Raw genomic sequence first — 14,470 nt, forward strand, 5'->3', positions numbered from 1 at the left:
TGTGTACTCTTAAAAATTCCGTAAAACCCAAGCTTATTTCGCTGCAAATGCTGCAGTCACAGAACCAAAGCCTTCAATTTCAACTTTGAATTCATCACCAGGATTTGCCACAACCATTGGGCCTAAAGCACCGGTCAATACGATGTCACCTGCAAGCAATGGACGACCTCGACGAACCATTTCGTCAGCCAACCATACTGCTGCATTTAATGGGTTAGAAAGACATGCTTTACCCACACCTTGTGAAACCACTTCTTCACCACGAGTCATGACCATTTTGCAATTTACAAGGTCAAGATCTGCAAGTTTTACAGGCTTAGAACCCAGTACAAAACCTGCTGAAGATGCGTTATCTGCCACAGTATCAATCAACGAGATTTTCCAGTTTTCGATACGGCTATCGACCACTTCAATGGCAGGCAGTGCATATTCTGTTGCACTAATAATGTCTGCATAAGTGTGTTTTTCTTTGGTCAAGTCTTGGTTAATCACCAAAGCAATTTCTGCTTCAACTTTTGGCTGAATCAATAAACCAGCAGGGATTTCTTCACCATCGCCATACGCCATGTCAGCAAACAACATACCGAAGTCAGGTTGATCAACGCCTAACTGCGCTTGTACAACTTTTGAAGTTAAGCCAATTTTACGACCTACAAGGCGACGACCTTCTGCCACCGCACGTTTGGTATTCACTTCTTGAACGGCATAAGCAATATCTACATCAGCACTTTCACCACCAAGTTGTGGACGGATCGGTGCAATCGCAGCCTGATTTACTTCCGCATCGCGTAATGCTTGCGCAACTGATTCAACAACAGCAGAATTCGACATCAATGTTTCCTTAAACTGCAAAAATTGGATGCACAACGTGTTTCATCCCGATCACCATCAAAATCAAAGTGATGAAAGTCATGCCAGGATTCGCTTAACGCATTTCACTCGACACGCTACACGTTATGTTTAGATGCATTTAGCATCGAGATTTTAGAAAGTGAATACCAATACTTATTTTATTTATGACTATAGCTATTAGCTATAAATTAATCACTATTTATTATTAATAATCAAAAACTTAAATCAAAATAAATAAATAGAATTCACGATTTTTTTCGTCCTTAAATCTGAATCTCGACCAAAAAACTTGGCTTATACGACTAAAAGATAAGATTGAAAGATTATTTTAGCGTCAGGCTATAATTTATACAATAGTGTTCAATTTTATACAATTTAGTTTTATAATTTTTTATTTTTAAAATAATCCAATAAATAACAACAAGATAAAATCAATCATCCAAGTGAAAAACGATCCTAGCTTGTAATAAAACAACTAATAGCCGCGCCAAACGACAGAGCTGTGTCCGCTTAAGGTCTGCTTGTTATTGTTAAAAAATCTAGTGTTATCAGTTTTTTAAGATAATTCAGCTCAATACATTTCAAAAAATACAGAGGATGCGTTGCCATTTCTTTAGCAATAAAAAAGGTGAAAACCAGTTTCACCTTTTTACTCGTTTGTATTTGCAACTAAACAGCGAGACGCAATTTCACGTGTTCCAGCAGAAATTCCGTCAAATCATTAACTGTATGTGCAATATGTAAGGGCTGAAAATGCTGCAGCGTTTCTACCGTATGCACCCCATAGCTCACGCCTACACGCGGCATCTGAATATTCAGTGCCATTTCCAAGTCATACGACGTATCACCGACCATAATGGCTTGATCGGCACGTAGCCCTGTTTCCGCCAAAATTTCTGCCAACATCAACGGATCTGGCTTAGATTTGGTTTCACTGGCTGCACGAGTCGCACGAAACAACTCATGACTTTGGGTTTGAGCCAAGACACGGTCTAGCCCTTTACGGCTTTTTCCTGTTGCAACAGCCAATTGTAGACCGGCATCGCGTAATTCCTGCAACATGTCAGCGACACCTTCAAACCACATATCCCCTTTGGAATGGGCCACATAGTGATCGGCATAGCTTTGCAAAATTTCGCTGTGCAATTCAGGAACCGTCGGAAATAAACGCTGTGCGACTTCCGGCAGACCTAAACCAATAATACTTTTCGCATCAGCATCGGTCAGTGGCTGTGAATATTGATCTGCTGCAAATTTTAAACTCGCCACAATTTGACCCACAGAATCAAATAAAGTGCCATCCCAATCGAAAATGACTAGTTTTACAGCTGAGTTCATACGTTTTCCTAGATTTGATTCAGTGTTTGGTAATTCAGATTCTGGAGTGCATCAATTTATTTACCTCACCCCGGCCCTCTCCTTAATGGAGAGGGAGAAAGAAAACTTGCGAAGCAGTCCTGCTCAGAGAGAGAAGTCTAATATTTAAAACTTACTCGTCATCTTCCGAAGACTTCACCACTTTGTCGGCTTTTTGCGCGCGTAGCTGCGCCACAAGGCTTTGCATATCTTCTGGCAATGGCGCTTCTATGGTTTGGTAACCTGGAATTTCTAAACGCATGGCATGCAGACATAAACGACGTGGCTTTGGACCACGGTATTCAGTTTCATGACCATATTTTTCATCACCCACCAATGGATGACCAATACTTAAACCATGCACACGGATCTGATGCGTACGACCCGAAAGTGGCGACGCATACACCAATGTGGCATGCATAAAACGTTCTTTCACGTTCCACAGCGTCTTCGACTCTTTACCTTCTTTAGGTGATACACGTACACGACGCTCGCCATTCGCCAATTCATAACGATGCAAAGGCTGATCAATCAGTTGCTTATCCAAACTCACCACGCCTTTCACCACAGCAGCATAGGTTTTTTGGATTTTGTGTTCGCGTAGCATGTCTTGTAAGCTTTTTAACACGCTACGTTTTTTCGAAATCATCACCAAACCAGAAGTGTCGCGGTCAATTCGGTGAATCAGCTCTAGGTATTTCTTCCCTGTTGCGGCACGTAAACCTTCGATCAAGCCATACGCCACACCACTACCGCCGTGAACAGCAATACCCGAAGGTTTATTCACTACCATTAAGCCTTCATCTTCGTACACCACACGACTCAGTAAGCTTTGCGCGACTTTGTCCGATACGGGAACCGCAGACTCATCTTTTTGCTCATAACGAATTGGAGCAACTCGAACTTGGTCACCAATATTGAGTTTGGTTTCTGCTTTGACACGTTTTTTATTGACGCGGACTTGGCTTTCACGAATCAGACGATAAATGCGACTTTTAGGCACACCTTTCAGACGACTAAACAGGAAATTATCAATACGTTGACCCGCCTGATGCTCGTCCACTTCAAACCAGGTGACGCTTTGCCATTCTTGCGTAGAATTCATACAGTTACTGTGACCTAAAAAAATACTAAAATTGATTAAAAAATGATCATTTAAGCTATACTTTTCGCAAGAAACATAAGCTTAGCCCATAGGCAGATGATGCAAGGTTTGATATAGTCAGCGCACGGAAACCACCGTAACTGAGTAAAAGTTGATTCATTTCAGTATTTACTGTCATTGAACTTTCAAGCAATTACTCATTTAGCTCGGAAAGGTCCCAAAAGAATTATGCCGACGCCGAAGGCTTATTATATCGGCAAAACTGCAAACTGTTGCGTTTAATTGTGCCGTAGGCACATAAAACAGTTTGCCCCAAAAAAATATGTGCCAACCAAGGTTGGTTTTTAAACGTAAACTGATACACATCAGACCAGTCGCTCCCTGGAAATCGTGTTCAGGCCACAACGTTTGATGCATTGGATCTGCACAGTTTGTAAAGGTACGATGATAATTCCGTATCAAGACGCTCTATCAGATATGAATGGATGCTCTTCGAGCAATGTGACAGTGAAAGTTACTCACATCCAATGCACCGTTTGTCCGCCAGTGAAACGCGTTCAGGTGACTTTAATCGTTTAAAAGATTGAAGCCGTATTGCCATCATCAATACGTGAATCAAAAACCGTTGCCCACCCAAAGAAGGTCGGTACACATGCACAGAGGATGTTTTTCGATCTGTGTAACTTGATCCATGCTATCTGATGCTCGCTACGAGTCAGGCGATGTTCTTCTGTGTATCACTATTAGGTGTTACACCCATGAAACGTATGTTGATTAATGCAACACATGCCGAAGAAATTCGCGTTGCACTTGTCACTGGTCAGCGTCTTTACGATTTTGACTTAGAGAATCGTACCCGTGAACAAAAAAAATCGAATATCTATAAAGGTCATGTGACTCGCGTAGAGCCGTCTTTAGAAGCTGTATTTGTTGAATACGGTGCAGGTCGTCAAGGTTTCTTGTCGATGCGCGAAATTGCTAATTCTTATTACAAAGCAGATCCTCGCCAAACTTCAAACATCCGCGAATTGATCACTGAAGGCACTGAGCTTTTGGTTCAAGTGGAAAAAGAAGAACGTGGTAATAAAGGTGCTGCCCTTTCTACATTTATCTCACTTGCTGGTCGTTATTTGGTCTTGATGCCAAACAACCCGAAAGGTGGCGGTATTAGCCGTCAAATTTCAGGTTCAGTTCGTGAAGAATTGAAAGAAATGTTGGCGTCTTTAAATGTCCCTCGTGGCATGAGCGTGATTGTACGTACAGCTGGTATTGGTCGTTCTCAAGAAGAACTGCAACTTGACCTTCAACACTTGCTGGACCTTTGGGCACAAATCCAAAGCACATCAAGTTCAGGTCCATCACCAATGTTGGTTCACCAAGAAGCCGGTGTGGTTACACGTGCGATTCGTGACTATTTACGTGATGATGTTGCTGAAATTTTAATTGACTCTGAGCAAGCGTATAACGAAGCCTATAACTTTGTTAAAGCGGTGATGCCACGTCAAATCGACAAGTTAAAAACTTATACGTTAAATGAACCGTTATTTGCTCATTTTGGTATCGAAAGTCAAATCCAAACGGCCTATGAACGTGAAGTAAAACTTCCTTCTGGCGGTTCAATTGTGATTGACCAAACTGAAGCATTGGTTTCCATTGATATTAACTCTGCAAAATCAACACGTGGTAGCGATGTAGAAGATACAGCGCTGAATACCAACCTTGAAGCTGCTGAAGAAATTGCTCGCCAATTACGTTTACGTGATATCGGTGGTTTGGTAGTGATCGATTTCATCGACATGACCAAAGACCGTAACCAACGTATGGTTGAAGCTAAACTTCGTGAAGCAACACAAAGCGACCGTGCGCGTATCCAATTCGGTCAATTGTCACGCTTTGGTTTGATGGAAATGAGCCGTCAACGCTTACGTCCATCGCTTGAAGAAGCCACAGGTTATGTGTGCCCACGCTGTCATGGTACAGGTATGGTACGTGACCTACGCTCTTTATCACTTTCAATTATGCGTAAAGTGGAAGAAATTGCGCTACGCGAACGTCATGGTGAAGTTCAAGTTGAAGTGCCTGTTGAAATTGCTGCATTCTTATTGAATGAAAAGCGTCACAGCCTTGTATATCTTGAGCAAACTTCAAATGTACGTGTGACTGTACTTCCACACCCTCACCTAGAAACACCACATTACGAAATTTCGTATAATCCTGAAGGCTTTGCACCGACAAGCTATGAACGTACTGAAGCAACACGTTCTAGCGAAAAAGAATTAGGTTACGAAGCATCTGAGTGGCATTTAGGTGAAGAACAGGCCGCTGCTGCTCAGCAACAAGCACCTGTACAACAACAAGAAAAAGGCCACAAAAAGAATAAGCAACAACCCGTTGCTGCTCAACAAGCACCTGCACAAGTTGCCGCTCCTGCTGCATCATCTAGTCCATGTGCATGGTTAGAAAACTTATTTGTTCAAAAACAAGCTGCAACCGTTGACCAGTCGCGTACTGCAAACAATGCCGCTGCTGCAATTGAACAAATGGTAAATGGCGGTGCTGCAAGCCGTGGCCAGTTTGGTCAAATTACCCCTGCATCGGCAGCGCCTGCTGTTGTCGCAGACAATAATGCTTACCTTGCGCCTTCTTCTGTTGTGCACAAACAAGAACGTGACAGCCATTCAGAAAAAGCTGACCGTGAAGAAAAACGTCACAACAAAAAGCGTACTAAGCATAAAGAACCACGTGAACAAGAAGCTCAACCGCATCAAGTTCATGAAGAAGTGTTACAACCTTCACGTCAAGACCGTCAAGAACAGCGTAATAACGAAGCACGTCAAAACGAACGCCAAGAGCAACGTTCTGAACGTCAAGAACCGCGCCAAGACAACCGTCAAGACCAACGTGAAAACCGTCGTAACTCACGTCGTCAACACAACAACGAACAAGTACAGCAAGATGTTCAAAACAATGAACAACCGCAGTCTGTTCCACGTCGTGACCGCAACAACCAACAACGTCCAAATCGCCCAAATCGCCACCGCGATCAAAGCGTATTGAACGAGCAAGCGATTGCTCAGGAAGTTGCAACTGAGCAACAACCTGAAAATCGCAATCAACGTCAACCTAAAGTTGAAGTTGTTGATGCACCACGTCAAGACGTGATGCCAACAGCACTTGTGGTGAATGTTGATCAAGCTCAAAGCGAAATCGTAGCGCTGAATACTGCTCCAGCAGTTGAAAAACCTGTAGAAACCCCAGTGGTCGAAAAGGCCGCTGTCGTTGAAGCAGCAAAAGTGGAAAAACCTGCGACTGAAACAAAAGATGCTGTGCATAAACCACAGCATGCGCAGCAAAAACCGTCTCGTGCAAGCAATGACCCACGTCAACGCCGCCGTGAACAGCGTGCAGCTCGTGCTCAACAAGCACAGGCTCCGAAAATTGCGCCATCTCAAGTGCCGACACTAGGTCAATACACTGTAAGCAGCTTGATTAAGCATGTATACGGTGAAGACTGCTCTGTACTGATTGAGCAATTTGGCTTAATTCCAACATTCAACCGTGCATTGCAAAAATTCACGGAAGAATATGCCGCAACTTTGACTGCACCTGCAGCTGAAACAGCTGTAGAGAAAAAGCCTGTTACTCGTGATGTTCAAGTTGCAAAAGCTGCACCTGAAGCTGAACCAGCGCCAATGTTGGATTTAACGCCACCAAAACCTGTATCAGATAAACGTGTTGCTAATGACCCACGTGAGCGTCGTCGCCTTGCTAAACTTGCCGCTGAACAAGCGAAACAAGACCAAGCAAAAGCACATGCTGAAGTGGAAGCTACTCCTGTCGCAGACACTGCTGTTGAGGCGCCTGTAGTTGCAGAAGCTGAAGCTGCTACAGTTGAAGCCAATGTATCCGACGTTGCAGTTCAAACTGAAACATCTGAACCGCCTCAAACTGAAGTACCGACACCCGTTCAAGCCGAACTCGATGTGAGTGCGCAGCCTGAAAAGACGGAAGAAGTGTCTAAAGCTCCTACTAAACCAGTAGAAGAAAAAGCTCAAGCCGTTGAATCGGAAAAGAAAGTTGAGGTTCCTGTAGACGAAAACTCGGCCGCTGAAGGTGAAAAACCTGCACGCCCTCGTCGTCCTCGCGGTCGTCCACCGAAAAAAGCAAACACCGCAACTGAGCAGTAATTTGCTATTTTGCAGGTGAATAAAAAAATCCAGTCATTTCGGTGACTGGTTTTTTTTTGATACTTTTGTCAAATTAGGTTGATTGCACTAGATCGAAACGATTAAAAGACAATTGTAGAATTTGCTGCAAATTTCATTGCAAAGAAATAGACCGTATCGGATTACGAAAAATAAATAGGATTCACATGAGCCAAACTACACAACACGACCTTATTGGGATTGCTGATGTTGCAGCAAAAATTCCCGCGTTCATTAGCAAAGTACCCAACCTGTTGAGTGGTCTAAAGCAAGCCTATTTACGTACCCCAAATACTTCCGCAGGCTTAGGAATTGCATTTGAAAAAGCAGTAAAGCGTAATCCCAAAGGTTATGCACTTTATTTTGAAGAGCAAAAATATACCTATAACGAATTAAATGAATGGGCCAATCAAATTGGTCACTATTACCTAGCACTCGGTGCAAAAAAAGGCGATGTGATTGCAGTGATGATCGAGAACCGATCTGAACTCGTGGCAACCATCGTGGCACTAGCCAAAATTGGCGTCACCAGTGCTTTGGTCAACACCTCACAAGTCGGCAAAGTGCTGACACACAGCATCAACTTAGTAAACCCAATTGCGGTGATTGTGGGCGAAGAATGCCGTCAAGCCGTAGAAGAGATTCGTAATGATCTCAGTGTGGCTGCAGATCGTTTACATTGGTTCGCAGATCAGGCCACTCGAGTGGATGCTGGTCAAGCACCTAAAGGCTTCTTAAACCTTGCAGAAGCGATTGATGAATTTCCAAAATTCAATACACCCACCACTGCAAGTGTAAAAGGCAAAGACGGCCTATTTTATATCTACACCTCTGGGACAACAGGCTTACCTAAAGCGGTGATTTTCACCAACAGCCGTTGGACTTTGGCTTATGGAACATATGGTCACGTCCTCAATTTGAACAAAGATGATGTGATGTATGTGACCTTGCCGCTCTATCACGCTACAGGCACTGTAGTTTGTTGGTGTGGGGTGATTGCCGGTAGCGCCACCCTTGCCCTGCGTCGCAAGTTTTCAACCTCATCGTTTTGGAAAGATGTACAAAAATTTGATGCGTCAGCCATTGGCTATGTGGGCGAACTTTGCCGCTATTTAATGGATGCTCCACATTCAGACCTTGAAAAAGGCCATCGTGTGAAAAAAATGATTGGTAACGGCATGCGACCAAACATTTGGGATAAGTTTAAAGAACGCTTTGGAGTCGAAGAAGTCCTTGAACTTTATGCTTCAAGTGAAGGCAATGTCGGCTTTAGTAATGTGTTTAACTTCGACAATACTGTTGGTTTTTCACCAACGCCTTATGCGATTATTCAGTTTGATAAAGAAAAAAATGAAGCTGTACATGATGCTAAAGGTCGCTGCATTAAAGTGAAAAAAGGCGAAGTCGGCTTACTCATCGGTAAAATTACCCGTCGCTCACCTTTCGATGGCTATACCGATACGGAAAAAAACAAATCCGTCATTATGAAAGATGTGTTCAAGCATGGTGATTCATACTTCAACACTGGCGACTTGGTCCGTGACATTGGCTTCCGACATGCACAATTTGTCGACCGTCTAGGCGATACTTTCCGCTGGAAAGGTGAAAACGTCTCAACCACTGAAGTTGAAAACATGGTGAGTGAGTACGATAAAATTGCTGAAGCTGTGGTTTATGGCGTAGAAATTCCAGATACCAATGGACGTGCAGGTATGGCTGCCATCACGCTCACCGATGGTGCCGAACTCAACGAACAAGATTGTAGTGAAATGGTTCTACAATTTAAAAAATGCTTACCAGCGTATGCTGTACCGGTATTTTTACGTGTACAGAAAAAAGTCGAAACCACAGGTACGTTTAAATACCAAAAAAATAAGCTGAAAGAACAAGCTTTTGATCCCAAGCAAACAGATGAGCGAATCTTGGTTTTACTGCCGAACGCGAGTGCTTATTGTGACTTGACCCCTGAAATTTATAACAATATTCAGGCCTATCAATACCGTTTCTAAATCAAACTTGCTCATTTTGACGACAATCACCCGTCAAAATGAGCCACATTGTTGTATTTATAATCAAACACAAGCAAGTTTATGATTTTTTACTTGCGCTTGAAGCAGATCTTGCTACAATACGCACCATCAAGCGAAATGGGTCGTTAGCTCAGTTGGTAGAGCAGTAGACTTTTAATCTATTGGTCCCGCGTTCGAGTCGCGGACGACCCACCATTTCCTTCGATACCACAAGATGGGTCGTTAGCTCAGTTGGTAGAGCAGTAGACTTTTAATCTATTGGTCCCGCGTTCGAGTCGCGGACGACCCACCATCTTTCTAAAATGCCAGTTTTAGATTACAATCTTGTGCATACCCCCTAAGGGTCGTTAGCTCAGTTGGTAGAGCAGTAGACTTTTAATCTATTGGTCCCGCGTTCGAGTCGCGGACGACCCACCATTCTTTCTTAGGGCTTCTTTCTTCCGGCAGTTGAAGAAAAAGAAACCTGCAGGTTCCGACCAAGACAAACCATCACCATTATTGGTTTTGATTCGCCATTCTCGAAATTTTGCTATAGCGATGTTGCGAAGTATCATTCTTGTCTTGCTAGATGAAGTATTTGACCTAAAAAATTTTAGATAACAAATATTCCCTAGTATTCAAAACTACGCGCTTCGTTTATCTTGCTAAAATTTTAAAATGTTCTTTTAAAATTTTCTCAGGGTTGTTAGCTCAGTTGGTAGAGCAGTAGACTCTTAATCTATTGGTCGTGGGTTCGAACCCCACACAACCCACCAATTCTATATCGTATTAATAATTCAATTTTTTATAAGCTAGTTACATTCAATTAGCCAATGTCTGCGAATTTCACGCCGACGCTCAAACGCAATTCATAATTTTATTTACTTCATTCGCAGCATTTAATTTGGGTCTTTCACCAAAGTATAGGCATGTTGAGGCTGAGGATAACCTTTAGAAAATAATTCCTGATTTCGGTCAACTTCACCTTGACGAATTTTGTCCAAATCCATAATGATTTTATTTTCATTAATCACGTGATAATAAAAATTCACGCCTTCTTTTCGATGAACCACCAGCTCGGTATGTGCTTCATTGACACTCCACGTATCCTTACGGTATTTCACATTAATGCCTGGCGTATTGGTTTTTTCAGCAAATACTTTTCCAATTTGAATAATACTGCGGTGTACCGTGCCATCTGGTAATAAGTTGAGGATGAACTCCGCATCGCCTTCTGGGCATGGAATAAAACTGTCATCGCATTTTACTTTGGCATGAAAACGTCCAATAAAAATTTTGGCATGCTCAGGAACAGGAGCTGACTTTATTTCATCGTCATTCGGTAATGTCGCCTGCCCTGCTACTTGGGTTAATTTTTTCCCATGGTCTTGCTTCGCTTGAACTTCCGATGCGACAGTTGATGCCGAACTTTCACCCTTATCCGCTGCGGGTTGAGGCGTTGGACTACAGCCAATAAAAGAGAGGCTAAACACTCCTGCAAACACTGAAAGATATGCAAATTTCATCAAAAAAGGTGAAGCCGATGTTTTCATATAATATGCCAAGACCAATCATTCATTGGTTTTTTCAGTTCTTGCTGACTTAATATTGTAATCAAAAAATCAACGCTGTATACATATATTTGCGATATATGTTAATCATATCTCATTGTTATCGTTGATATTTAATTAATACTCAAGCTATTTTAAAGGCAAACTAATCAAACCAATTCTTCAAATTACATAACTTTACTTAATTTTTTTTCTGCACCCTTTAAATCGTAAAGCTTGTCACCATTTCTATAATATGAATTTGGAAATATTCAAATTTATTCTATTTTTTGAAGGAGACCTGAATGGCCAATGTTGGTTTATATCGCTCAAACCGCTCTAACATGATTGCTGGTGTGATGGGGGGTATTGCTGAACGTTTTGGTTGGAACGCAAATTTACTGCGTATTATTTTTATCTTTGTATCATGCTTAAGCGCAGCCTTTCCCGGTATTTTGGTGTACTTGGTTTTATGGTTAGTCATGCCAAAAGCACAAGATAACTTTTTCCGTACCAATGGCTATTCAGACCCGATTCGTACTGTGAATGATGACAGACGTTAAAATCCCTTGACCCAGTTTGGTCGCTACGGTTTCTCCCCCAAGATTCCGTAGCTTTTTTTTGCCTACATATTGGCAAAGCCATATTTAAGTCTGATGAATTTAAATCAAAGTTTAAAGCTTAAGATTTTGTTTGCTGATTTAACTGTTGATATAAGGCGGCAATCATATCGGCACGGCTAATCATTCCCACCAACCGTTTTTGCTCAACGACTGGAATATAATTAAAAGATCTTTCCACAAAATATGGCACCAAATCTTCAATCGGTTGATCAGGCTGCACGGTCACCACTTTGGGATTCATAATTTGATAAACGTGATTTTCCCAACTGGCTTTGGGGTCTGCGGCCCGTTTAAACCATTCCACCACATCATATAAAGCCAAATTTCCCACCAAGCGATCCAAATCACTCACCACAGGCAAACTCATCAAATTGACTTGTTTAAACTTTTCCAACGCTGACTGAATATCATCTTCTGCACGCAGGGTAATCACTTGCTGACTCATGATGTCACGACAATGAAACTGGCTTAGGCCACGACGACTGGCTAATTGCTGTGCTTCTAAAATAATTTTTTGTAAGTCGTATTCACTGATATCCAGCAACTGACTTTGCTGTTCTAAGACTTGCTGAATATCTGCAGGCTGAATCGACACTTTTTGTGTCGGTGTTGGATCTGTCGTCCGTGTATTGACTTGTGGTTTTTGTGGATACTGCTTGCCTAGTAATCGGTTATAAATGATAGCAACCACCATCAACAGTACCGAATTTAAAAGGACTGGATAGAAAAGAAAGGCATAGCCTAAATCATGGACAGCCTCACCGCCCAATACCGCTGTAATCGCCACCGCCCCACTTGGTGGATGCAATGAGTCTGTGGTCATCATTAAGATAATTGCTAATGCAACCGCGATACTAAAAGCTTCGGTTAAATTAGGAATAAACATCGCACACGTCACGCCTATCAAGGCCGCAAGACTATTACCAACCACCATATTCCACGGCTGTGCCAATGGGCTGGCAGGTACAGCAAAGAGCAGCACAGACGATGCGCCCATCGGGGCGATATACCATGCATTTAAGTCACCTAGCGCCAGCCAACTGATCAGCGATGAAATACTCAAGCCCAGCAAAGCACCTATCCCACATAGGATGCGGTCTTTTAAAGGCAGAACTTTAAAGTTGGGTTTAAGTGTATTGAGCCAAGCTGATTTTGCGTGAAACACGGTCATGCCTGATTTTTTGAGGATGAGAAATTATAGGAGATTTAGTCCTAAAATTTCATCAGCATCAGATGGAATTTTAAGGTTATTCTATTTTAACGTTCATATCCCATAGCTTTTACCCTCTTACTAATCCACAATATTTTTGCATTTATTTAAATAAGTTTCTTCTTCTTCCAATTTGAGACCAAAGACAGGTTGAATCGGTATTTCATCCGTTCTGTAATAGCATTTTTCACGCCATTTTATCGCCTCTTCCTCATCTTGAGGCAGTCCATTTAAACCGTGATAATAATTTTGAAACATATTCTCAAGACCTTGTGAATATCCTAAATTACCTGACTTAATGTACCATTCGGTTGAGATTTTTCCATTTTTTTCAACTCCTAATCCTCTTTGGTAAAGTACACCCAAATTGTTCATTGCTGCTGGATTACCTTGAGCAATCGCCTTTTCATACCAATATTTAGCTTGTTGAAAATCAACTTCTGTACCTAATCCTGAATGATAGGACTCTCCAAGTTTAAACTGTGCATCAGCATTACCTGACTCGGCAGACTCTTTTACTAATCTAAAAATTTCAGGATATAGCTCTGGATCATGCTTATATGCATAAAGTCTTGCTAAATTTAATTTGGCGAGTGGACTTCCTTGCTGAGATGCTTTTTCAAATAGTTTTTCGATTTTTATGTCTTGTTCAGTCGGCTGATCATTTTCATCCTCATCTCGATTTCTAACGCCTTCATAGATATTTTTATAGTAGAGTAAAGCAGCATAGCGATTTAAATCATCGCCTTTAAGTTCCTGTGTCTTGTATTTAAAAGCAGCTTTTAGATAGTTAAGGTTATTTTTTACACTCGAAAAACCGATAAAAATCAGAAAAACGACACCAAGTAGGAGGTAATATTTTTTTAAGCTCATAATTTTATAGATTTTTTTCAAATAATTTTTAAATTTTATTTACATATATTTCATCAAAACACGGTTCATTATGTATAAGATTCATTATCTAGACAATCACTTGTTTAAAATTTAAAATGTTTAAATCGAAAAATTATATAAAATACAGATAATGAATACAGAAAAACCTTTTAATTTCAAACCTAAAGAAGCACTTATTTTATCACCACTTATTCCTATCCTACTTTTCATTGGATATTTTTTAATTAATGGTTCATTCAAGCTTGATGTTTTAGAAATTGTAGGAACTTTTGCTGGAATTTATTACGTTATCTTGTATCCAATTTTACTTAAAATTTGCCAAATTCTTATAGCCAAAAAATTATTTATTTTTCCTTTTATATGGTTAGGTGCGCATCTAACCCTAGTCATGATCTACTTTTTCATTACAACTTTTCAAAATTTCTACTATGGATTTCCAATTTTCGAATCTGTTGGTCGAACAGTATGGGACACAGCATTTTCCTTATTCATAGCGATCGTTAGTTTTGTTCTTTCCATTATTTTTTGGAGTTTTTCAACATTGCAACCAAAGCTAAAACTCAAAAAAATAAATAGCGCTATTAAAATTTTAAAAGGAACCAAGTAGCCTTTGCCACTCCTCTGCAAAATCCTTATACTTAGAGCCAATTTTTATCTAATTTTAAG

Annotated in this window: 10 protein-coding genes, 4 tRNA genes and 1 pseudogene; 8 read left to right on the forward strand and 7 right to left on the reverse strand. The window is 41.2% G+C overall.

Annotation, left to right across the window (positions count from 1 at the left end; all coding sequences use genetic code 11):
• Nucleotides 1–33: 33 nt before the first annotated feature.
• The 4 genes and pseudogenes from mhpD to B1202_RS16760 all read right to left on the reverse strand — a co-directional run bounded on the left by mhpD (nucleotide 34) and on the right by B1202_RS16760 (nucleotide 3,677).
• Complete coding sequence (gene mhpD, locus B1202_RS06450) at nucleotides 34–831, reverse strand: 2-keto-4-pentenoate hydratase (RefSeq protein WP_078189749.1); 798 nt, start codon at nucleotides 829–831, stop codon at nucleotides 34–36.
• 690 nt (nucleotides 832–1,521) lie between these two features.
• The gene (locus B1202_RS06455; protein ID WP_078189750.1) at nucleotides 1,522–2,190 is read right to left on the reverse strand and encodes an HAD-IA family hydrolase; all 669 of its coding nucleotides are present in this window, start codon (nucleotides 2,188–2,190) and stop codon (nucleotides 1,522–1,524) included.
• 151 nt (nucleotides 2,191–2,341) lie between these two features.
• Nucleotides 2,342–3,313, reverse strand: a complete 972-nt coding sequence (locus tag B1202_RS06460) for an RluA family pseudouridine synthase (protein WP_078189751.1) — start codon at nucleotides 3,311–3,313, stop codon at nucleotides 2,342–2,344.
• A 55-nt stretch (nucleotides 3,314–3,368) separates the two neighbouring features.
• Nucleotides 3,369–3,677: pseudogene (locus tag B1202_RS16760) on the reverse strand (hypothetical protein).
• A gap of 394 nt (nucleotides 3,678–4,071) precedes the next feature.
• On the opposite strand from B1202_RS16760, the gene B1202_RS06465 reads away from it, so the two are divergent.
• The 6 genes from B1202_RS06465 to B1202_RS06490 all read left to right on the forward strand — a co-directional run bounded on the left by B1202_RS06465 (nucleotide 4,072) and on the right by B1202_RS06490 (nucleotide 10,303).
• Complete coding sequence (locus tag B1202_RS06465; RefSeq protein ID WP_078189752.1) at nucleotides 4,072–7,500, forward strand: Rne/Rng family ribonuclease; 3,429 nt, start codon at nucleotides 4,072–4,074, stop codon at nucleotides 7,498–7,500.
• Nucleotides 7,501–7,685: 185 nt separating this feature from the next.
• Nucleotides 7,686–9,527 (forward strand): long-chain-acyl-CoA synthetase, encoded by a 1,842-nt coding sequence (locus tag B1202_RS06470; RefSeq protein WP_078189753.1) that lies wholly within the window; start codon nucleotides 7,686–7,688, stop codon nucleotides 9,525–9,527.
• Nucleotides 9,528–9,667: 140 nt separating this feature from the next.
• Nucleotides 9,668–9,743, forward strand: a tRNA-Lys gene (locus B1202_RS06475).
• A 21-nt stretch (nucleotides 9,744–9,764) separates the two neighbouring features.
• Nucleotides 9,765–9,840, forward strand: a tRNA-Lys gene (locus B1202_RS06480).
• 49 nt (nucleotides 9,841–9,889) lie between these two features.
• A tRNA-Lys gene (locus B1202_RS06485) sits at nucleotides 9,890–9,965 on the forward strand.
• Nucleotides 9,966–10,227: 262 nt separating this feature from the next.
• Nucleotides 10,228–10,303, forward strand: a tRNA-Lys gene (locus tag B1202_RS06490).
• A 123-nt stretch (nucleotides 10,304–10,426) separates the two neighbouring features.
• On the opposite strand, the gene B1202_RS06495 is transcribed toward B1202_RS06490, so the two are convergent.
• The gene (locus B1202_RS06495; protein WP_228145137.1) at nucleotides 10,427–11,080 is read right to left on the reverse strand and encodes a hypothetical protein; all 654 of its coding nucleotides are present in this window, start codon (nucleotides 11,078–11,080) and stop codon (nucleotides 10,427–10,429) included.
• A gap of 302 nt (nucleotides 11,081–11,382) precedes the next feature.
• Here B1202_RS06495 and B1202_RS06500 point away from each other — a divergent pair, with 302 nt between their 5' ends.
• A complete protein-coding gene (locus B1202_RS06500; protein ID WP_078189754.1) occupies nucleotides 11,383–11,640 on the forward strand; it encodes a PspC domain-containing protein in 258 nt (85 codons plus the stop codon).
• A 118-nt stretch (nucleotides 11,641–11,758) separates the two neighbouring features.
• Here B1202_RS06500 and B1202_RS06505 read toward each other — a convergent pair whose 3' ends face one another.
• Entirely contained in the window at nucleotides 11,759–12,871 is a 1,113-nt protein-coding gene (locus B1202_RS06505; RefSeq protein ID WP_283774105.1) for an HPP family protein, read from the reverse strand.
• A 120-nt stretch (nucleotides 12,872–12,991) separates the two neighbouring features.
• Nucleotides 12,992–13,783, reverse strand: a complete 792-nt coding sequence (locus B1202_RS06510) for a tetratricopeptide repeat protein (RefSeq protein WP_078189755.1) — start codon at nucleotides 13,781–13,783, stop codon at nucleotides 12,992–12,994.
• A 151-nt stretch (nucleotides 13,784–13,934) separates the two neighbouring features.
• Between B1202_RS06510 and B1202_RS06515 the strand changes: the two genes are divergently transcribed.
• On the forward strand, nucleotides 13,935–14,411 hold the full coding sequence (locus tag B1202_RS06515) for a hypothetical protein (protein WP_078189756.1): 477 nt from the start codon (nucleotides 13,935–13,937) through the stop codon (nucleotides 14,409–14,411).
• Nucleotides 14,412–14,470: the final 59 nt, after the last annotated feature.

This window comes from Acinetobacter amyesii (assembly GCF_002018365.1).
In the GTDB taxonomy this organism is placed as follows: Bacteria; Pseudomonadota; Gammaproteobacteria; order Pseudomonadales; family Moraxellaceae; genus Acinetobacter; species Acinetobacter amyesii.